This is a genomic window from Lachnoclostridium sp. An118 (assembly GCF_002160985.1).
Taxonomy (GTDB): domain Bacteria; phylum Bacillota; class Clostridia; order Lachnospirales; family Lachnospiraceae; genus Claveliimonas; species Claveliimonas stercoravium.
The window spans coordinates 1-20,516 of record NZ_NFLQ01000027.1; the positions used below are offsets into that span (position 1 = coordinate 1).

The window sequence follows — 20,516 nt, forward strand, 5'->3', positions numbered from 1 at the left end:
AGTTTAGCTAATTATAGCAGAAAACAGGAGATTTCGCTTAAAAATTTCCTATAAAATCTGCAAAATATAAAGTATGGTGGAATTTACCCCCGCACTGGAATTTAAAATTTCAATTTAGCATTTCCTTGAAATCCACCGGAAACTGCGCTATACTCTTTTTGTGAAATTGTTAAACGTTTATTATTTAAGGAGTTTATATGGACGACAGGCTGCAGGAGCGATTTTTTTCTTCAATGATGTGTTTTAAGAAGCTGGAGGCTCTCTTTTCTCTGGAATGTGAGATGCAGATGAACGAGATGGCCATCCTCCGGGATATCCTGGGAGGCTGCAGCGTCAGCGGCAGCTCCTGCACCAACCTGAACGTGCCCAGGATGCAGGAGCGCCTCCGCATCTCCAAGCCGGCCGTCTCCTATATACTGAACACCCTGGAAAAGAAAAACTACATTGTCCGGGAGATCGACGCGAAGGACCGCCGGAAGATCTCCATCAGCGCCACCCCGGAGGGGGAGGAGGCCGCCCGCCGGTCCATGGAAAAATGCGACCAGGCCTGGGAGGAGCTCCTCCGGGAATTCGGGGAAGACAATATGCGCCAGCTCGTAGAGCTTCTCACCTCCCTGAACGAGCTCTCCTGCTGCCTGGGACAGAAGGGCAAAAAATAAGGACGGCTTTGCCGTCCTCATTTTTTTAGTCTGAAACCAGGGCCGCTTCCCTCTCCTTGTCCGCCTCCTTCCCGGAGACAGTCAGGCAAAGCTCGCCTTCCTTGGCGTCCACAACGATGACCTCGTCTGTGTCAAAATCCTCCTTAAGCAGCTTATCCGCCACCTTGTTCTGCAGGGCGGACTGGATAGCCCGGCGCAGCGGCCTTGCCCCGTACACCGGGTCAAATCCTTCCTGTGCCAGAACGTCCACAGCCTGCTCCGTTATCCGCAAGTGAACGCCCTGTCCCTCCAGTCTCCTTGCAAACTGCTCTGTCATGTGGCCGGCAATCTGGCGCACATCCTTCTCCCCCAGCTGGTGGAACACGATGATCTCGTCCAGACGGTTCAGGAACTCCGGCTGGAAGGTGCGCTTCACCTCCTCCATGACGCGGCTTCGGATATTCTCCTCCCGCTGCGCCTTTTCATCCCGGTCTGTCCGCACAAACCCGAGGGATTTCTTTCCAAGGATATCTCTGGCCCCCACGTTTGAGGTGAGGACGATGACCGTGTTCTTAAAGCTCACGGTCCGCCCCTGGGAGTCGGTCAGACGGCCGTCGTCCAGTATCTGCAGAAGGGCGTTCCACACATCCGGGTGGGCCTTCTCGATCTCGTCAAAGAGGACAATGCTGTAGGGGTGCTTTCTCACCTGCTCGGTCAGCTGGCCTCCCTGGTCGTGGCCCACATAGCCCGGCGGAGACCCTATCAGCTTGGAGACGGTGTAGGACTCCATGTACTCAGACATGTCCAGGCGGATCATGGCGTTCTCATCCTGGAACATGGCCTGGGCCAGCGCCCGGCACAGCTCCGTCTTCCCCACGCCGGTGGGGCCCAGGAACAGGAAGGAACCCATGGGCCTGCCGGGGTCCGCCACTCCTGTCCGCCCCCGCCGGATGGCCTGAGCCACCGCCCGGACAGCCTCGTCCTGTCCCACCACCCTCTGATGGAGGACGCCCTCCAGGGAGCGGAGCCGCTCCTTCTCATCCATGGTCAGCATGGTCACCGGTATGCCCGTCCAGGCGGCCACGACCGCCGCGATATCCTGGGCGTCCACCGCCTTTTTCTGGGATTTCTGCCACGTCTCCTGGCGCTCTCTCAGGATGCGCTCCAGCTCATTCTGCCGGTCCCGGAGCACTGCCGCGCGCTCGTAGGCCTGGGCCTGGGCCGCCGCCTTCTTCTCCTTCCGGGTGGCGGCTATCTGGTCGTCCAGCTCCTGCAGCTCCCGCGGCTCCGTCATGCTCCGGGTGCGTATCCGGGAGGCCGCCTCGTCCAGCAGGTCAATGGCCTTATCCGGCAGGAAACGATCCTGGATGTACCTGGCGGAAAGCCGGGCAGCCGCCTCCACCGCCTCGTCCGTGATGGTGAGGCTGTGGAAGTCCTCGTAGCGCTTCTTCAGCCCCTCCAGTATCTCCACCGTGTCCTCTATATCCGGCTCCTCCACGGAGACAGGCTGGAACCGCCGCTCCAGGGCCGCGTCCTTCTCTATGTGCTGCCTGTACTCATTTCCTGTGGTGGCGCCGATGATCTGCAGGTCGCCCCGTGCCAGGACAGGCTTTAAGATGTTGGCCGCATCCATGGCCTCGCTGGTGCCTGCCCCCGCTCCCATGATGGTGTGGAGCTCGTCGATAAAAAGGATGATGTCCTCATCCTCCTGGGCCTCCTCCAGGAAGGCCTTCATCCGCTCCTCGAAATCGCCCCGGAACCGGGTGCCGGATATCATCCCCACCAGGTCCACGGCGATGATCTTCTTATGCTTCAGGTTGAGGGGGATGCGGCCGCCGGCGATGCGCTGGGCAAGCCCCTCCACCACGGCGGTCTTTCCCACGCCCGGGTCACCGATGAGGACCGGATTGTTCTTGGTCCTGCGGGAGAGCACCTGCACCAGGCGCTCCACCACGTCGTCCCGCCCGATGACCGGGTCGAACCTTCCCTCCTCCGCTTTTTCTGTCATGTCTGAGCCGTATTTCTCCAGATAGGACTCTCCTTCCTCTTCCTCCTCCTGGGTATGGTCTGTCTCCTCCTCGGCGGCGTACTCTTCCTCTCGGCCGGGGATTTCCCTCTTCATTTCTTCTGCGTTGACGCCCAGAGACCGGAGAAGCTGCACAGCCGCGCACTCCGCCGTCGACAGGACGCCCGCCAGGATATCCTCCGGCCCAGTCTTCTCGTGTCCCCTGGCCTTTGCCTCATCCTGGGCCCGCCCCAGGACCTCGTCCGCCTCGCCGGAAATCTGGATGGCCCGGGCCTTGACACCCGCGGCACTCCCGTCATATCTTCGTATGTACTCCTCCACCAGCTTGTCGTCCAGTCCGTGCTCTTTCAGCAGGCGGGCAGCCTCCTCGTAGTTCTCCTTCTTCGCCGCCTCCCGGAGACGGACCTTGAGGACTGCAAGCTGCCGCCTTCTCTTCAGGTCCTCCGCCGCCTCGTCAGGGAAAGCCCTCTCTCCCAGCCTTCTCGGCTCCGGCCTGCCGGGCCACCATCCCGCGTAATTGCGGAAGGCCTCCGCCTGTCCGGCGGCCACGGCCTGCTGCCACATCCTCTGCAGGCAGCCCTCGCAGACAGGAATCTGGTACAGAGCGCCCATATAATTGGTATAGAAAATCTTATCCGCTTCATTTGTATTGCAAAACTGACATTTCATATCAAAGCTCACCTCTTTGTCTCTCTGTCTGAAATCCATATATTTAAAAAACTTAATAGTTAAGTTTTTAATAATATAATCCAAAACTATAGAAGCGTCAATGTTTTTGAGGTTTTTTATACTTTTTTTAGATTTTTTGCAGGCCTCAACTCCGCATATTATTATAGAGAGGACGCCGACAAGCCCCTGTTGACAGATCCTTTCTAAAGGGAGTAGGCTTATTAATGGCTGATACAAGGAGGAACATTCCATGAAACATTCTATTCTGTCAAAAAATATCCTGCTTCTTTTGATATCCGGCTTCTTTTATTTTGCGAGCCCCATGCTGGTGACGCCTCTCATCACCGGCTTTTCCGAGAGCCTTGGAGCCGGCGCGGCCTTCATGGGCATGGTGGGCGGCATGATGAACCTGTGCTCCCTCTTCTGCCGCCCGACTGTGGGGAGCTTTATCGACAGGGTAAGCAAATACCGCCTCTCTATGGCCGGGCTCCTTCTCATGACCGCCGCCTGTGCGGGTTACCTGTTCTCCGCCAGCCCCCTTATGGTCCTCTTCTTCCGGATCGTAAACGGCGCCGGCTTTGCCCTCTGCTCCAGCTCCATGTCCACATGGGTCTCTCTTCTCCTGCCCCCGGACAGGATCGGCTCCGGCATGGGCATCTACGGCATGATGAACGCCCTTGCCATGGCCGTCGCCCCCTCCATCGGCGTGGTCCTCTACCAGACGTTGGGCTACCGGGTCTCCTTTGTCATAGCCGCTGTCTTCACAGCCCTTGCCATGGTCCTGATCCAGTTTGTGACAGACAGAGGGGAGCCTGTTCCCCGCCCCGTCTCCTCCGAAGCCGGAGAAAGAGGGAACAAAGTCACAGACTCCCCAAAGAGACTTACGCTCGTGGAGCCGAAGGTGCTCCCCATCGCGCTCATCATTATGCTGTTTGCCATTCCTTACTGTGCCACACAGTCCTTTATCGTGCGGTACACGGAGACTCGGAGCCTGGCTGTCACGGTCAGCCTGTTCTTCCCCATCTACGCGGCGGCCCTCCTGCTCCTGCGGCTCACCATGAGGAACCTGTTTGACAGGCTCCGCTTTCCGGTGTTCTTTGCCGGCAGCTCGGTCTGCGCCTTCCTGGCCATCCTCCTGCTGGCGCTGATGCAAAGCAATCTGCCCATGTGCGCCGCGGCCGTCCTGATGGCGGGAGGCTACGGCATCATGAGTTCTGTCTGCCAGTCCCGGGCCATCGTGGTGGCGGGCCGGGAGCACGCGGGCCTTGGCAACAGCACCTACTATATCGGCCTGGACCTGGGCATGACCTTGGGCCCTGTGCTTGGCGGACTCCTCTACGGCAGCGTGGATGTGCGGCTCTTCTACCCGCTTCTCCTCCTCTGCGTTCCGGCGGCTGTCCTGGTCTTCTTCCTGAACCGCCGCACCCTGTCCTGAGCGCTTTGCAGGCCGCTTACTGGGTCACTTCGTTGATACAGGAAATGGCGTTCAGCGTACGCGGAAAGCCGATGAAAGGCAGGCACTGGGTCACAGCATCGATGAGCATCTCCCGGGTGTTGCCCACGCTGATGTTGGCCCCTGCGTGGGATTTGGCCTGGGGCTCGCAGCCGCCCAGACAGCAGATAGCGCAGAAGGTGATGAGCTCCCGCATTTTCAGGTCCAGAGTTCCCCTCGTGTAGAAATCGCCAAAGCAGTAGGCGGAGAGATAATCCTGGATATGCTTCAGCTCCTCCGGCGCGGCAGCCCGCATATTGTTGATGTTGTCCGCGCCGAAGATCTCCTGCTGCACGGCCAGTCCCTTCTCAAAGCGGGTCTCCTCTGTCACCGTCCCCTGCTCCTTGCAGGGCTCTTTTATGCCTGCTGCCTGAAAAGCCCTGTTGACCTCCTTCAGGGCAGCCCACACCCGCTCCATGCCGATGTAGGGCGTGCACTGGTAGAGTGTCTCTTTGATCTCCTCCGGGGTGGCCCCGGCTCCCAGGGCGGCCTCCGTGTAGGCGGCCATGTTGTCCAGCGTCTGGCAGGTGGTCAGAGCGGTCAGCGTGACCAGGGCCCTCTGCCTGTCTGTGAGGCATCCCCGGCTCAGCACGTTCCCGCAGAGAAATCCTCTGGCGATGCCGGTAAATTCCGGGTCCATGGCTCCCTCAAAGGCGGCTCCCTTAAACCATTTCTCGTTGTTCTTTTCTGTTCTATCTGTGCGTTCCATCCTTGCAGGACTCCTTTCTTTTTCTCTCGATACCTATATTTTAGCTCCGCTCTCTCGCCGGTGTCTAATACCTTTCCCGTATCCTTTTCCATGCCCGGGCGGCATTTTCCCGGGAGGGGCAGGCCGGGCTGTTCTTCTGCTTGTCCTTGCAGGGAAAAGGAAATATCAGAAATACCAGATCACCGTGAGATAAATGACTGCCATACACAAATATGCGTGAATGTGTTACACTTTTATCTGTAAGAAAGATCACGCAAAAGGAGAGATGCACCATGAGAGTACGTATGGCAGGAGAAAAAGATATAGAGAGGATCCACAGCCTGCTGGCCCAGGTGGCCATGGTCCACCACAAGGGACGGCCGGACCTCTTCAAATACGGCAAGAGCAAGTACACGGATGAGGAGCTGAAGGAAATCTTAAAAGATAAAAACCGTCCCATCCTGGCCGCCGTGGACGACAGCGACTGTCTCCAGGGCTACGCCTTCTGCATCTTCCAGCAGTACAAGGACAGCAATATCATGACCGACATCAGGACCCTCTACATCGACGACCTCTGCGTGGAGGAGACCCGGCGGGGCGAGCATATAGGAAAGACGCTCTACAATGCGGTCCTCGACTTTGCCAGGGAGCACGGATGCTACAACGTGACCCTGAACGTCTGGAGCTGCAATGAGAGCGCCATGAAATTCTACCGTTCCTGCGGCCTTCATGAGCAGAAGGTAGGAATGGAAGTCATCTTATAGGTTCTTTTTTCGGGACTCGTAGTCCTTCAGGGACCGGACCGCCTCCCCGGCCATGGGGATGAGGGCAATCATGTTGAAAATGGTCATCAGGCCCACGCCCACGTCCCCCATATCCCACACAAAGGTGTAGGCGGCCAGGCCTCCCACAAAGAGCATGACAAGAGCCAGGAGCTTGTAGGCTGTCTGGGAGGCCCAGTTGTCGCCGAACAGGTAGGCGATGTTGGACCTGGCGTAAAAGAGGATGCCAATAAAGGTGGAGAAGCTGAACAGCCACAGGATCACCGCCGTGAAGACCACGCCGAACTCGCCCAGGTGGTAGCTCATGGCTGTCTGCAGGAGGTCCATTCCCTCCAGCCCGACCGTCATGGCCTCCGGCGTCAGGAGCATGATCATGGCCGTGCAGCTGCATATCACCAGGGTGTCGATGAACACGCCCAGTGCCTGCAGAAGCCCCTCCTTGGCCGGGTGGCTGATGTCAGCCGCAGCCGCGGCACAGGGAGCGGAGCCGGAGCCCGCCTCATTGGAGAAGAGGCCCCTCTTCACACCGTTCATGAGGACAGCCCCAAAGCCGCCCGCCGCCACCTGGCGAAAGCCGAAGGCCTCCGCGAATATCCTCTGGAATACCCCCGGCAGAGCCCCTATGTTAGTCAGTATGATATAGACCGTGATCAGCAGGTACAGTCCCGCCATCACCGGCACCATGATATCCAGCACCTTCACGGTGGCGTGCTTGCGCAGCACGATGACAGCCGCCAGGATGACAAGGACAATGGTGGAGTAGAGGGGCGGGATGCCGAAGGCATTGTCAAAGGCAGAGGACACGGAGTTGCCTATCACCTGGCTGACGCCGCACCAGCACAGAAGGCCGGAGAGGGCAAAGAGCACCGCCACCACGGATTTCCTTCTCTTACTTCCCCTTCTCGTGATAAAAAAGCTGTGTATATAGTAGGCCGGTCCTCCCCTGTATCCCCCGTAGAGAGGGTCCTTTTCCTTGTAGAGCTGAGCCAGGGTGGCCTCCGCAAAAGCTGTGGAGGAGCCCAAAAGAGCGATGACCCACATCCAGAAGACAGCACCCGCGCCTCCCGCCGAGATGGCCGCCACCACGCCCACCAGGTTGCCCATGCCCACCCTCGTCGCCGTGGACACAATGAGGGCCTGCACCCCCGATATAGCCTTCTCCTCAGATACATTCCTCTTTTCCACTGTCACCCGGATCATCTCCGGGAACATGCGAAAGGGCATGAACCGGGTCCGGAGGGTGAAATAGACCCCCGCCGGTACAAGGATGAGGACAAGGATCGACAGCCCCAGTGTGCCGCCCCCGGGAAGGGGAAGCGTGACAATATCTCCCCAGAGCAGGCTGTAGACCGCCTCGATGAGATCCACCACCGCACTGCCCGCTGTATGTAAAAATTCCATTTTTCTGTTTCCTTTCTTTTTTCCTGTCCCACCAGTATATAGCGAAAATTTGCCCCTGTAAAGCGAAAAAGTAAAATTAGCGGGAATCGGGGAAAAAAGAGTGCGCCGGGGGAAACAAAGAGCCGGGGGCTGCGATATGCTCCCCGGCTCCTTCTCGCTCTCTATCTATTTTCTGCCCTGTATTTATTTTTCTACTGCATCCGCTCTAGCTCCGGATTTCCAAAAGCTTGGCCTTCAGGTCTCCCTCCAGGCGTCCGATCTCCGCCTCCGCGGCGCGCCGCTTCTCCCGGCCCTCCTGCTGTATCTTCATCACCTCGTCCAGGGTGGAGATGAGGGCCTCGTTGGTCGTCTTCAGCGTCTCCATGTCCACAATACCCCGCTCCGACTCCCGGGCAGACTCTATGGTGGCCATCTTCAGCCGCTCCGCATTCTTCTTCAGCAGCTCGTTCGTCATGTCCGTCACCTCCCGCTGGGCCTGGGCCGCCTGGGCGGAGTGCTCCACTCCCAGGGCCAGCACCATCTGGCTCTTCCAGAGGGGCACTGTGTTGACAATGGTGGACTGTATCTTCTCCACCATCTGGGTGTCGTTGTTCTGGACAAGGCGGATCTGGGGCGCTGTCTGGATGGCTATCATCCTTGTCAGCTCCAGGTCGTGGACCTTCTTCTCAAACCGCTCGCACATGGACTCCAGGTCCCTGGCCGCCTGGATGTCCTCCGCAAGCCCGGTTGCGTTGGCCTTCTGCACAAGGGCCGGGAGCTGGACGTTCCTGGTATCCTCCAGCTTCTTTTTTCCCGCCGCGATGTAGATGGACAGCTCTCTGAAATACTCCAGGTTCTGTCCATACATCTTGTCCAGTATGGCAGCGTCCTTCAAAAGCTGTCTCTGGTAGCCCTCCAGCGTCTCGCATATCCTGGAAATGTTGGCCTCCGCCTTCTCGTACCTGGCCTTCAGCGCTGTCACCTTGTTGGCGCTCTTCTTGAAAAAGCCGAAGAAGCCCTTTGTCTCCTCCTCGTCAAAATCCCGCAGTTCTGTCACCACGCCGGACAGCAGGTCTCCGATCTCTCCCAGGTCCTTTGTGCGCACATTTTCCAGCGCCTTCTCGGAGAAATCCGCCATCTTCTTCTGCACGCCGGCTCCGTACTGGAGCACAGCCCCGGAGTCGTACAGATCGATCTGCCGGGCATACTCTGCCGCCATCTTTTTCTCCTCTTCTGTGAGGACCGTATCCTGGGCACTGCCCTGCACCTCCCCCTGGCCCGCACCTGCAAAGGGATCTTCCGGAGCCCCCATTCCCTGTCCTGTGGTCATTGTAAATCCGTCGCTCATAGTCTATTCCTTTCTCTTCCATCCGTCTTCTGTCAGACCCTCCTGGGCCAGCATGGTCTCCAGCACGGAGATGTCTGAGCTGATATCCCAGGCCACATCCTCAAAGAGGCTGTCCAGAAGCTTTTCAAATGCTATATTCAACGTGTCCAGTGTCTTCTCGATCTCTTCCTTTGCCTGGCGGATGTTCTCACCCGCCTCAGGCTGGGCATCCAGCTGCTCATAGGCCTCCAGGAGCTTGACCGTGGTGGGCAGATAGTACTCCATCAGCTTTTTGATGTCGTCCACCGCGTCCGGGTCCGCCTCCACCCGGTCGAAAATGCGGCGCACCAGAAGCTCGATGCGGTCTATCTTCCGGGAAATCTCCACACCGGGAATGGCGTCATTGCACTCCCGTATCTTATCCACATACCATCTTCCCTTCTCGATGACCCGCTGCACCTCCGGCGTATGTCCGGAGGCCCCGCTGTCCTGTCCGTCCTGCCGTCCGCTCTGCTGTCCCTCCTTCTGCCGCTCTGTCTCCATCTGCTGCTGTTCCCGGCGGAGCTGCTGGATCCTTCTGTACTCCTCATAGGCCGCGTCCGTCACCATGAGGCAGGCTCCCTGCTCGTCCATGTGCCCCTGGAGGAACCACCGGTCCGCTATCATCCTCCGCAGGTCCTTTACGATCCTTTTGGGCTTCTCTCCGGTCCTCTGGGCAATGTCGGATATATTGCAGTAGGCCCGTCCCTGCAGCGCCTCCACATATCCGCGGAACCGTTTTGCCCGGCCTCTCATGCCCTTTCCCTTGCAGGCCATCCAGATACCGGCGGCCGCCAGGCAGGCCAGCACGAAGAAGGCGCCCGCCTCAGCCCCTCCAAAGCCGGTCACAAGGGTGGCCGCCGCGCCGGCGATAGCCGTGCATACGCAGGAGAAGGTAAAGAAAACTCCCACTGCCAGCAGCACCGCCCCTGCCAGGGCTGTCCCCCCTTTTCTGGCAAACAGGACCGGCGGCTTCGTCCGCCTCTGCCTCATCTGCCTTCCCGCAAATCCACCGTTCCCCTGGCCCGTCTGATATCCCTGGCCTTCCCAGGAGCCCCGGGGACCGCCAAAGCCGCCAGGATCCCCGAAACTGCCAGGGCCCTCAGGCCCCATGCCCGGTCCCGGGCCGGGTCCCCCCGGCCCGCGGCGGATATTTTCCCGCAGATTAAAAATGGCATCATTGACTGTGTTTGAAATTGTTTCATTCAGCTTCTGAAAATCCTGGGAGTCCACTGCATCCTGCACGATATCCCGGATGTCCCGGCCCCATCTTTCCCAATCCTGGTTCACCTGTATCCTCCTGTTCTCCCCGCGCCTCAAAAGGCCTGAGCAGCCTTTCCCGGGAAGATCATGCTCTTGATCTTACGCTATGTGAAAATTATATAGCATATGGTGAAAAACTGCAATCGCAACCTCTCCCGGATATGCCCCGGATGTGCTATACTTGGACTATACAGATATACAAAGACATGTATATTGTTATAAAAGAAAGATGGATCATGAAGAAGAGGTGATATATGATAGGCAAACAGCTGTCCTGCATTGACTGTGCTGCAAAAAGCTGTCTGAAGGGGGACAACCCGGCGGCCGCTCTCTACACCGCCAGATCCTATTATTCCAGGCTTTTCCAGGAGGAAGAGAAGGAGGGTGAGAACGCATGATCACACTGACATCAGAGACTCTGAGAGAAAAATTAAAAGAGCGAAAAGAGGGGGAGCTTTTGAACCTGCGGGATATGGAGCTGTCCGACGCGGACCTGTCGGGCTGGGACCTGTCCTGGGTGGACTTCTCCCTGACCAGCTTCCACCGCGTCTCCTTTGACCACGCGGACATGCACAGCTGCGCCGTGGAAAACGCTCTCTTTGACGACTGCAGCTTCCGGGGCACCAATTTCCGCCAGGCTGATCTAAAGGGCGCCGCCATGCGCTACGACGACCTGTCCGGAGCGGACATCTCCGGGGCCAACCTGTTCAGCGCCGTGCTGGAGCACGCCAACCTGACCGGCGTCATCTCCGATGAGAACACAAAGTTCTTCCGCCTCTACTGTCCGGAAAAGGGGGCTTTCCTTGGCTACAAGAAATGCTTCAACAATCGGCTCGTCCAGCTCCTCATCCCGGCTGACGCCAAGCGCACCTCCGCCACCATGAACTCCTGCCGGTGCAGCAAGGCAAAGGTGCTCTCCATCAAGAGCTTTGACTACAAGGAGGAGTACGACGAGGCCTGGTCCCTTGTGGACGAGAACTTCGTCTATCGGAAGGGCCAGTGGGTAGAAGTGCCGGACTTTAACGAGGACCGGTGGATGGACTCCACCACAGGGATCCATTTCTGGCTGACAAGAGAAGAAGCGAAGGCATACTGATGTGCCTTCGCTTCTTTCACACTTCTTGACTCTGTCAAAGACAGGCTTACCTTTTTCATATAAACATCCCCGCCCTGTCCGTCTCTTGGATCCATGCCCGGGCAACAATCTCTGCCCCCTCTCTGGTCAGATGGATACCATCCGCCGTGAGCCTTTGATAGCCGCTCCTCTCCGCCTCCCGGTTCAGCAGATTGTGGAGAGGGATAAAAAGAGCTCGATGCTCCGCCGCTATTTTCCGCTCCGTCTCCTCTATTTCCTGTATGACTGGTATCCACCTGCTATATTCCAGAGGCTGCGGAAAGATAAAAGGGCCCATACAGACAAGACGTGCCTCTGTCTCCTGCTGGATCCGACCAAGCAGCGCCCGGTAATATTCCGCAAAGCATATCTCCTCCGGCGTCCGCCCTGTGCTCATGCACACAGCAGCATCATTGCTTCCTATCAGGATACTGACCACATCCGGCCTGCGACTCAGACAGTCATACTCCAGCATCCGCAGAAGCCCCTGCACGGTAAAGCCGTCATGCCCCCCATTGCGGATGTCCGTTCGCCCTGGCATCCGCATCCGAAGGATATCTGCGATCTGCCGCACATACCCGTCCCCCAGACAAGGGTCTCCCGAATTTCCCGGATAAAGATTATGGTCCGCATCTGTAATGCTGTCACCCAGAAAGATTATTTTCACTTTATCTCTCAACCACGTCAGCTCCTTCCATGTCAATCCCGGCCGTGTTTTCCCCGCAGATTTATCTAAAAAAAGAAAGCAGCACGTATCTGTCTGCTTTCCCTGAAACGGCATGCTTTCTCTGCGGTCACTCCGCTGAATAATACTCTCCGTATCCCTTCTTGCCATAGTTTTTCCCGTAATACTTTGTGTAATATCCGCTCTGTTTTTTTCGGTCCACCTTTGTCAGGATCACTCCCAGGATAGAGCAGCCCGTCCCTTCCAGCTTCGCCTTGACCTCCTGTGCCAGACGGTACTTTGTCTTCGCAGACTCCACCACGAGAATGGCTCCATCACATTGTCTGGCTACAATAGCCGAGTCTATTACCAGCCCAAGGGGCGGCGTGTCTATAATGATATAGTCGTAAACCTTTCGAAAGCTTTCCAGCATCCCTGAAAATCTGGCGCTGGAAAGAAGCTCCGTCGGGTTAGGTACAAGAGGGCCTGCCAGCAGCAGATGAAGCTTTGGCACATTGGTGGCCACCACCGCATCAGCAATGGTGCACTGTCCTGACAGGAAATGAGACAGCCCCTTGTCTGCCCCGCTGACCTGAAGCCTGGACACCATCACGGATTTTCTCATGTCAGCATCAATGAGGAGCACGTTCTTGTTCAGCTCCGCAAATGAAGCCGCAAGGGCAATGGCATTCCGCGTCTTTCCCTCTCCCGGCAGGCTGCTGGTAAACAGGATCACCTGCTTGTCGTCTCCGCAAAACTGCACATTCGTGCGCAGCGTCTTTACCTCCTCCCGTGTACCGTATGCAAATTCTGGTAATTCGATGTTGATCCTCTTCATTTTTTTCTCCTGTCATGCAAAATTTTTTCCGGATTTTCCTCGAAAATTCTGCGGGCATAATCCTCTCCGTATTTTTTGGTCACATACCGGGCACATTTCCCCAGATTTGGCCTGCGCCCCCTGTCATCATGAGCATCAGAAGCGATAAAGCTGACCAGATCAGACTCTATGAGATTCCTGCAGAAGCCTTTCATCCGTCCCCCGCGCTTTCCCATAACCGCAGATGCATTCACCTGTATCGCCGCTCCCAGCTCAGTCAGCTCTCTGACTCTCCGGCTGTCCCTGTGGCAGCATTCATACCTCTCCACATGGGCGATGACCGGCCTCCACCCCCGGGATCGAAGCTCGTATATATAATTTCTGATCGTCTGATACACATCGTCCGGAGCGAACTCCACAAGCACATGTGAAGAACCTGCCAGAGATGGTCTTTTCCCCTCCGCCAGCAGCCGGCTCATCTCCGGGCATCTGTAAAACTCGCATCCCAGGTACAGCCTGATCCTCCGCCTGCGGGCCATCTCCTTCAGGCCCCAGTAAAATCGCTCCACCCTCTCCGCAGAGGGTTCAAACATCTCCGGGTGAAAGTGGGGCGTCACTATGATCCTGTCCACCCCCTCCTCTCTCATCAGGTCGAGAAGCCTGCCTGCCTCTTTTATCGTACCGGGTCCGTCATCCACCCCCGGCAGGAGGTGACAGTGTATATCGGTCAGATGCATGGTCACAATCCTTTCCATAGTACAGAAAATCCGAGGCTATCCCCACAGAAGAAAAACTCTCCCAGGAGCCTTACTCCATGGAAGAGTTTTTATCGTTCCGCTCTATCGCTCCATAGATCTCTTCTTCATTCCGCAGGCCGCTGTCGCTGCCAGAAGTCCCAGAAGCGCAACTGCCGCAGCTGACTGTGCACTTGTCTTCGGAGAAACAGTTCCTCCTGTGAGCGTCGTCTTGTCCACCACAAAGGCTACTGGGGAAAGAGAAGCGAAGGTACCTGTCATTGTCCCCTCTCCCATAGTCGTTGGGATCTTCTCCCACTCGCTTCCTGTATAGTGAAGAATAGTTCCCCTGGTGGAAGCTGTCACACCATTGACCTGAAATGTGATCGTAACAGGGAATTTCACCTGGGAGGCATCTCCCACTACCCTTGCTTCCACAATATCCAACACGATCATGTTCTCATTGTAATCAGCTCCCATGGCTGCCTGGAGCCCTTCTGCCGTGCGGAGCTGTGCCGCCGCTTCCGCATACTTGTCAGGAAGCTCTGTCACCTCGAGGAAACCACTGACGTCATTTCCGTCTGCATCCACTGCATTCGAAATCCCCCCAACCACAAAATCTGAGCCTGACGGGCTGGGTGCAGCAAACACAGTCATACCAAGACACATTACCACCGCCATCACAGCTGCTGCTGTTTTCAAGAATCTTGTTTTCATTTCTCCAACCTCCTGTATTTTTATCCTTTATAGCTTGTATTTCCATTTCCTATTACGTTCAAGATTATACCACATTATTTTTCAATAAAAAACTCTTTTATGATCAATTCCTGAACTTTTTCCGTATCCGTGACATACCAGGCCCGTCCATCACGCTCTGTCACCTCTCCGGGCACTGTTTCTGTCTCTTCCTGGAACGAATAGTCCGCCAGCCCCGTGAGCTCCTCAGCCGAAAGATTTGTCGTCATATAGGGTTCCATCTGCTGGTAGAGATCTGTCAGCTCCTGTGTGCTGAAGCCTCCCCCCGCCAGCATGGACAGAAGTGCCCTCATAAACTGGGACTGCCGCTCCATTCTCTGCTGGTTGCTGTCCAGCGCCTCCGAGTCCCTGCTCCTGACATATTTTTCCGCCTGCTCCCCGTTCAGTGTCAGGGAAGCACCCTCCTGAAAAGCCGGATCGATCCAGGTATAATCCTCCGGCACAGTGATAGGGATCCCCCCCGCCGCATCCACGGCAGCTCTTATACCATCCAGGGTCAGCGCAAGATAGCTGTCAATATCAATGCCTCCCAGAAGCTCCTCCACCTTCTGTACAGTCAGCCGGCAGCTCTTCTCCCGGCTGTCCCCAAAGGCATACTGGAGACAGATCTGTCCCTCCGTAGACATTACCTTTCTGCCGCTCTCGTCATAGACATCTATATCTACGGCTGAATCCCTGGATATCTGCAGGATCTTGGCTGTCTTTTCTTCGTTGTTCAGGATCAGAAGGTTCAGGCTGTCCGCCTGTCCCGCATCTCCTGTCTGCACTCCCACCTGGGCCGTGGACTCTGCATCCACCCCCATAAGGAGCATCGCCTGTACATTCTGGTCTCTTCTGTACTCTTTTCCGTTATAGGTGATATACCGTCCCCCGGATTGCTCTGCCGGCTGAGCATCCGCCTCCTCCGCTTCCGGCTGACGTATAAAGGCCGTATATACAACAGCGCCCGCCAATACAAGGCATATGATCCCCAGTATTCCCAGTATGAGATTTTTATTTTTCATCTGTCAGCACCGCCTCCACAAGAAATCTGTGATGATCCTCTCCGGCTATACATGTACTCAGCGTCAGAATTTTATCCTGAGCAGTCACCTCTACATTGTCCGCAAACTGGCTCCGCAGATCTGCGGAAGCAAACACAGAATCCAGGAATTCCTGCCGCTGGCTCTCCTCCGAAAAATTGAAGGACAGTGGGAGAAGTCTGTCATCATAGACCACTGCCGCAAAAACTTTGTAGGTAAATACATGCTGTTCCGTATATATAGTGACATTCTGATGGGAATGGAGATATTCCTTATCCATATAATTCAAAAGATCATGAAACATGACCGGATTCGAATCACTCATCCGGTGTCCGTAGATCACCGTATTGTAATCCTCAAAGCTCTTCTGATTGTAAGTCTGGGTAAAGATCGCCCCTTGCGCTGCCTCTGCTCCCTCCCATGTATGATCAAGATAGAATGTATTGTCCTGTCCGCTCTGCACAACAGGGTAATCTATATTTGTACCCTCTATGCGGATCCATGCGTAGACATCAGGATTGGTCTGCTGAAGGGAGGCAAAATCTATGGGAATCTCCACAGACTCCCCCGGCTCCTCCTGAGGCTCCTCTGTTTCCGCTTCTGTCAGCGCACGTTCATTGGCCTGTGCTCCTTCAGCCTCATCCATATAGAATCTCACAAGCCAGACAGCACAGCCGACGGCAATGACAATAAACACTGCTGTCAGGATTGTACGGATGTATTTTTTCATGACTTCCTGCGCCTCTTCTCAAGGGGCATAGCTGCCAGCGTGTTTATATCCAGATATTTACGAACATCCTCCTCTGTCTGGATCGTATCGTTCATCATAAACTGTATAAAGATCACGAGGCAGGCAAGAAAAGCTCCCGCCAGACCACCCAGCGCTGTGTTTTTCAGCAGATTCGGGCTGGCCGGCGCTGACGGCTTCACTGCCTCCTCTGCAATATTCGGCTCGTCGGTGTTCATAATATCCGCGATCTGGCTGGCCATGACCTGCGCATAGGCATTTGCTATATCCGCCGCACGCTGCGGATCCGGATCTGTAGCGGTCAGCTTTAAAAGATGCGTCCCTGATGGATTCGTTGTGGAAAGCCTTGACAAGAGTCCTTCATAGGATTCATCCAGTCCCACCTCATCAATCACAGCATTCACTACCGACCGGGTTCTCGCGATCTCGGCAAAATCTCCTGTCAGCTCTGTTCCGATCTGCAGATCTGCCACAGAAGTTATACTTGTAGTATTCGAAAGTATGTAAATGGTTGCGCTGGCCGAATACTGTGGTGTGATCAAAAATCTGGTATAGCCGCCCACGATTACAGCTCCCGCTACCAGGCATATGAGGATCAGCCAGACCTTTCTCAGAAGCACATGAAAAAGCTCCAGCAGATCTATCTCCATCTCTTCCTGTCTGCTACTCCGTGTTAATTCTTCCATATTTTTTCCATCCTTATTCAGTCCTGTTTTTCATTTCATCTCTTCTTGCCCTCTCCATTTTATCCATACGTGGAGAGTGTTTCTTATTCATAATACATCCACGCCCTCACATTGTCAATTGTTAACCGACAGAACTTCTGTTTCAAAAAACCGCAGTCCCTTTGGGGACTGCGGCTGCATTCGCATAAAAGCTATTATTCAAAGATTACTCGATGATCGTAGCAACACGGCCTGATCCTACTGTACGTCCGCCTTCACGGATAGCGAAACGAAGACCCTGCTCCATAGCTACCGGGTGGATCAGCTCGATCGTCATCTCTACGTTGTCACCAGGCATGCACATCTCTGTTCCCTCGGGAAGCTCGCAAACACCTGTAACGTCTGTTGTTCTGAAGTAGAACTGAGGACGATAGTTGTTGAAGAACGGAGTATGACGTCCACCCTCGTCCTTTGTCAGAACGTATACCTGAGCTGTAAATTTGTGATGGCATGTAACTGAACCGGGTTTGCAAAGAACCTGACCTCTCTCGATCTCTGTTCTCTGAACACCACGGAGAAGAGCACCGATGTTGTCACCAGCCTGAGCCTCGTCAAGCAGCTTACGGAACATCTCAACACCAGTTACAACTGTCTTCTTTGTATCCTCGTGGATACCAACGATTTCAACCTCGTCAGATACGTGAAGTGTACCACGCTCTACTCTACCAGTAGCAACTGTTCCACGACCTGTGATGGAGAATACGTCCTCTACAGGCATAAGGAACGGCTTATCTGTGTCACGCTGCGGATCCGGGATGTAGGAATCTACTGCATCCATCAGCTCCATAACCTTGTCGCCCCACTCTCCGTCCGGATCTTCCAGAGCCTTCAGAGCAGAACCCTGGATGATCGGTGTGTCATCTCCCGGGAACTCGTACTCGTCAAGCAGCTCACGGATCTCCATCTCAACCAGCTCAAGGAGCTCCTCATCGTCAACCATGTCACATTTGTTCATGAATACAACGATGTAAGGAACGCCTACCTGACGGGACAGAAGGATGTGCTCTCTTGTCTGAGCCATAACACCATCTGTAGCAGCAACTACGAGGATAGCGCCGTCCATCTGAGCTGCACCAGTGATCATGTTCTTAACGTAGTCAGCATGTCCCGGGCAGTCAACGTGTGCGTAGTGACGCTTCTCTGTCTCATACTCAACGTGAGCTGTGGAGATCGTGATTCCACGCTCTCTCTCTTCGGGTGCCTTGTCGATGTTGTCGAAGGCAACCTCTGCGTTACCAGCTACTCTTTTGGAAAGAACCTTTGTGATAGCTGCTGTAAGTGTTGTTTTACCATGGTCAACGTGGCCGATGGTACCAATATTACAATGTGGTTTTGTTCTTTCAAATTTAGCTTTTGCCATTTTGAATATCCTCCTTATTCAAGCGCCCTTCTGGGCATTTTTCATAATTTTATCAGTTTACTCGGCTATTTCTGATTATATTTCATATCCCCTTGTTTTTCAAGCCTTTTTCACACTTTTTTAGCTCAAAACAGGCGGAAATTAATCATTCTTTCCGGATAACACTTTTTCCTGCACTGATTTCGGAACAGGTTTGTAGCTCTCAAAGAACATGGAGTAGTTTCCACGGCCCTGTGTTCTGGAACGAAGGTCCGTAGAGTATCCGAACATCTCGGAAAGCGGCACGTGCGCGCGCACGATCTTTCCTCCGCCCAGGTCATCCATACCCTCGATCTGGCCACGGCGTGAGTTCAGGTCACCGATGATGTCTCCCATGTACTCCTCGGGCATGGTCACTTCCACCTTCATGATAGGCTCAAGAAGTACCGGAGCGGCCTTCTTCATAGCATCCTTGAATGCGAGAGAGCCTGCAATGTGGAATGCCATCTCACTGGAGTCTACCTCGTGGTAGGATCCGTCGTACACGGTAGCATGGATGCCGACAACCGGGAATCCGCCAAGGATACCGGACTTCATGGCCTCCTCGATACCCTCGCCTACAGCCGGGATGTATTCCTTCGGGATCGCTCCGCCGACTACAGTGGACTCGAACTTGTATGTCTCCTCACCGTTGACATCCATGGGCTCGAATTTCACTTTACAGTGTCCGTACTGTCCACGTCCACCAGACTGCTTTGCGTACTTGCTGTCCACGTCAACAGCCTTTGTAAACGCCTCCTTGTAAGCAACCTGAGGTGCGCCTACATTGGCCTCAACCTTGAACTCGCGGAGCAGACGGTCTACGATGATCTCCAGATGGAGCTCTCCCATACCGGCGATGATCGTCTGTCCTGTCTCGGAATCTGTATGAGCGCGGAATGTGGGGTCCTCCTCCGCAAGCTTTGCGAGAGACTCGCCGAGCTTGCCCTGGGAAGCCTTTGTCTTGGGCTCGATAGCCAGCTCGATAACCGGCTCCGGGAACTCCATGGACTCAAGGATGACCGGGTGCTGCTCGTCACAGATCGTGTCTCCTGTTGTGGAGAACTTAAATCCGATAGCAGCCGCGATATCTCCGGAGTAAACCTTATCCAGCTCCTGTCTCTTGTTGGCGTGCATCTGAAGGATACGTCCCACACGCTCCTTCTTATCCTTTGTAGCATTCAGCACATAGGAACCGGAGTTTACAGTTCCCGAGTAAACTCTGAAGTAAGCGAGCTTACCTACGAACGGGTCTGTCATGATCTTGAATACGAGAGCGGAGAACGGCTCTTCATCAGAGGAATGTCTCTCCACTTCGTTTCCGTCCTCATCCACGCCCTTGATGGCGGGGATGTCTGTCGGTGCAGGCATATACTCAAGGATCGCATCCAGGAGCTTCTGAACACCCTTGTTCCTGTAAGCAGAACCGCAGCATACCGGAACTGCTGTACACTCGCATGTTGCCTTCCGCAGGACAGCCTTCAGGGCATCGATGGACGGCTCATCGCCCTCCAGATACTCCATCATCAGGTCGTCGTCCAGCTCACAGATCTTTTCAACAAGCTCTGTGTGATAGAGCTCTGCGTCGTCCTTCATATCGTCCGGGATATCTGTGACAGAAATGTCATCGCCCTTCTCATCGTTGTAGATGTAGGCCTTCATTTCCATCAGGTCGATGATCCCCTTGAATTCATCTTCCTTGCCGATAGGCAGCTGGAGACAGATGGCGTTTTTGCCAAGTCTTGTCTTGATCTGCTCTACGGCATTGTAGAAGTCAGCACCTAAAATGTCCATCTTGTTGATGAACGCCATACGAGGCACGTTGTATGTGTCAGCCTGACGCCATACGTTCTCTGACTGAGGCTCTACACCACCCTTTGCACAGAACACGCCCACGGCACCGTCAAGTACACGGAGTGAACGCTCAACCTCTACCGTGAAGTCTACGTGACCCGGAGTATCAATGATGTTGATACGATGCTCCAAAGCGCCCTTTTTCGGCTTTGTGAACTCTTCCAGAGTCCAGTGGCATGTGGTAGCGGCTGAAGTGATCGTGATACCCCTCTCCTGCTCCTGCTCCATCCAGTCCATGGTCGCAGTACCCTCGTGAGTATCACCAATTTTGTAGTTAACACCAGTATAATACAGGATACGCTCTGTCAGTGTCGTTTTACCGGCATCGATATGAGCCATGATACCAATATTCCTGGTTCTCTCCAATGGATATTCTCTTCCAGCCAAGGTCTTCTCCTCC

Annotated in this window: 19 protein-coding genes; 5 read left to right on the forward strand and 14 right to left on the reverse strand. The window is 55.0% G+C overall.

Annotated elements, in window-relative coordinates; genetic code table 11:
• Positions 1-233 precede the first annotated feature (233 nt).
• Positions 234-659, forward strand: coding sequence for a MarR family winged helix-turn-helix transcriptional regulator (locus tag B5E62_RS15545; protein ID WP_162610334.1), 426 nt, complete (start codon positions 234-236; stop codon positions 657-659).
• Positions 660-684: 25 nt separating this feature from the next.
• Here B5E62_RS15545 and B5E62_RS15550 read toward each other — a convergent pair whose 3' ends face one another.
• Positions 685-3,333, reverse strand: coding sequence for an ATP-dependent Clp protease ATP-binding subunit (locus B5E62_RS15550; protein ID WP_206414338.1), 2,649 nt, complete (start codon positions 3,331-3,333; stop codon positions 685-687).
• A 250-nt stretch (positions 3,334-3,583) separates the two neighbouring features.
• On the opposite strand from B5E62_RS15550, the gene B5E62_RS15555 reads away from it, so the two are divergent.
• Entirely contained in the window at positions 3,584-4,768 is a 1,185-nt protein-coding gene (locus B5E62_RS15555; protein WP_087175433.1) for an MFS transporter, read from the forward strand.
• 16 nt (positions 4,769-4,784) lie between these two features.
• Here B5E62_RS15555 and B5E62_RS15560 read toward each other — a convergent pair whose 3' ends face one another.
• Positions 4,785-5,534 (reverse strand): carboxymuconolactone decarboxylase family protein, encoded by a 750-nt coding sequence (locus tag B5E62_RS15560; protein WP_087175434.1) that lies wholly within the window; start codon positions 5,532-5,534, stop codon positions 4,785-4,787.
• Positions 5,535-5,806: 272 nt separating this feature from the next.
• Here B5E62_RS15560 and B5E62_RS15565 point away from each other — a divergent pair, with 272 nt between their 5' ends.
• On the forward strand, positions 5,807-6,277 hold the full coding sequence (locus tag B5E62_RS15565; protein WP_087175435.1) for a GNAT family N-acetyltransferase: 471 nt from the start codon (positions 5,807-5,809) through the stop codon (positions 6,275-6,277).
• On the opposite strand, the gene B5E62_RS15570 is transcribed toward B5E62_RS15565, so the two are convergent.
• The 3 genes from B5E62_RS15570 to B5E62_RS15580 all read right to left on the reverse strand — a co-directional run bounded on the left by B5E62_RS15570 (position 6,272) and on the right by B5E62_RS15580 (position 10,331).
• Positions 6,272-7,696, reverse strand: coding sequence for an alanine/glycine:cation symporter family protein (locus B5E62_RS15570; RefSeq protein WP_087175436.1), 1,425 nt, complete (start codon positions 7,694-7,696; stop codon positions 6,272-6,274). The two genes, B5E62_RS15565 and B5E62_RS15570, sit on opposite strands and share 6 nt — an antisense overlap.
• Before the next feature lie 205 nt (positions 7,697-7,901).
• The gene (locus B5E62_RS15575) at positions 7,902-9,023 is read right to left on the reverse strand and encodes a toxic anion resistance protein (protein WP_087175437.1); all 1,122 of its coding nucleotides are present in this window, start codon (positions 9,021-9,023) and stop codon (positions 7,902-7,904) included.
• Positions 9,024-9,026: 3 nt separating this feature from the next.
• Entirely contained in the window at positions 9,027-10,331 is a 1,305-nt protein-coding gene (locus B5E62_RS15580) for a 5-bromo-4-chloroindolyl phosphate hydrolysis family protein (RefSeq protein ID WP_242957990.1), read from the reverse strand.
• Positions 10,332-10,558: 227 nt separating this feature from the next.
• Between B5E62_RS15580 and B5E62_RS16990 the strand changes: the two genes are divergently transcribed.
• Together B5E62_RS16990 and B5E62_RS15585 are read left to right on the forward strand one after the other, a co-directional pair.
• The gene (locus B5E62_RS16990) at positions 10,559-10,702 is read left to right on the forward strand and encodes a hypothetical protein (RefSeq protein WP_162610335.1); all 144 of its coding nucleotides are present in this window, start codon (positions 10,559-10,561) and stop codon (positions 10,700-10,702) included.
• Positions 10,699-11,400: a pentapeptide repeat-containing protein gene (locus B5E62_RS15585; RefSeq protein ID WP_087175438.1), complete on the forward strand. Its 702-nt coding sequence runs from the start codon at positions 10,699-10,701 to the stop codon at positions 11,398-11,400. Before B5E62_RS16990 ends, B5E62_RS15585 begins: the two co-directional genes overlap by 4 nt.
• Before the next feature lie 55 nt (positions 11,401-11,455).
• Here the strand turns inward: B5E62_RS15585 and B5E62_RS15590 are convergent, their stop codons facing one another.
• From B5E62_RS15590 to fusA, 9 genes are all read right to left on the reverse strand, one after another.
• Positions 11,456-12,097 (reverse strand): SGNH/GDSL hydrolase family protein, encoded by a 642-nt coding sequence (locus B5E62_RS15590; RefSeq protein WP_162610336.1) that lies wholly within the window; start codon positions 12,095-12,097, stop codon positions 11,456-11,458.
• A gap of 115 nt (positions 12,098-12,212) precedes the next feature.
• Entirely contained in the window at positions 12,213-12,920 is a 708-nt protein-coding gene (locus B5E62_RS15595) for a polysaccharide biosynthesis tyrosine autokinase (RefSeq protein ID WP_087175440.1), read from the reverse strand.
• Complete coding sequence (locus B5E62_RS15600) at positions 12,917-13,654, reverse strand: CpsB/CapC family capsule biosynthesis tyrosine phosphatase (RefSeq protein WP_242957991.1); 738 nt, start codon at positions 13,652-13,654, stop codon at positions 12,917-12,919. The genes B5E62_RS15595 and B5E62_RS15600 overlap by 4 nt, the downstream gene beginning before the upstream one ends.
• Positions 13,655-13,738: 84 nt before the next feature.
• Positions 13,739-14,350, reverse strand: coding sequence for a hypothetical protein (locus tag B5E62_RS15605; RefSeq protein ID WP_087175442.1), 612 nt, complete (start codon positions 14,348-14,350; stop codon positions 13,739-13,741).
• Positions 14,351-14,424: 74 nt separating this feature from the next.
• Complete coding sequence (locus B5E62_RS15610) at positions 14,425-15,393, reverse strand: LCP family protein (RefSeq protein WP_087175443.1); 969 nt, start codon at positions 15,391-15,393, stop codon at positions 14,425-14,427.
• Positions 15,383-16,141, reverse strand: coding sequence for a class B sortase (srtB, locus tag B5E62_RS15615; protein ID WP_087175444.1), 759 nt, complete (start codon positions 16,139-16,141; stop codon positions 15,383-15,385). Before srtB ends, B5E62_RS15610 begins: the two co-directional genes overlap by 11 nt.
• Positions 16,138-16,845 (reverse strand): YveK family protein, encoded by a 708-nt coding sequence (locus tag B5E62_RS15620; RefSeq protein WP_087175445.1) that lies wholly within the window; start codon positions 16,843-16,845, stop codon positions 16,138-16,140. Before B5E62_RS15620 ends, srtB begins: the two co-directional genes overlap by 4 nt.
• Before the next feature lie 205 nt (positions 16,846-17,050).
• Positions 17,051-18,244: an elongation factor Tu gene (gene tuf, locus B5E62_RS15625; RefSeq protein ID WP_087175446.1), complete on the reverse strand. Its 1,194-nt coding sequence runs from the start codon at positions 18,242-18,244 to the stop codon at positions 17,051-17,053.
• 141 nt (positions 18,245-18,385) lie between these two features.
• Positions 18,386-20,503: an elongation factor G gene (gene fusA / locus B5E62_RS15630; RefSeq protein ID WP_087175447.1), complete on the reverse strand. Its 2,118-nt coding sequence runs from the start codon at positions 20,501-20,503 to the stop codon at positions 18,386-18,388.
• Between the last annotated feature and the right edge of the window lie 13 nt (positions 20,504-20,516).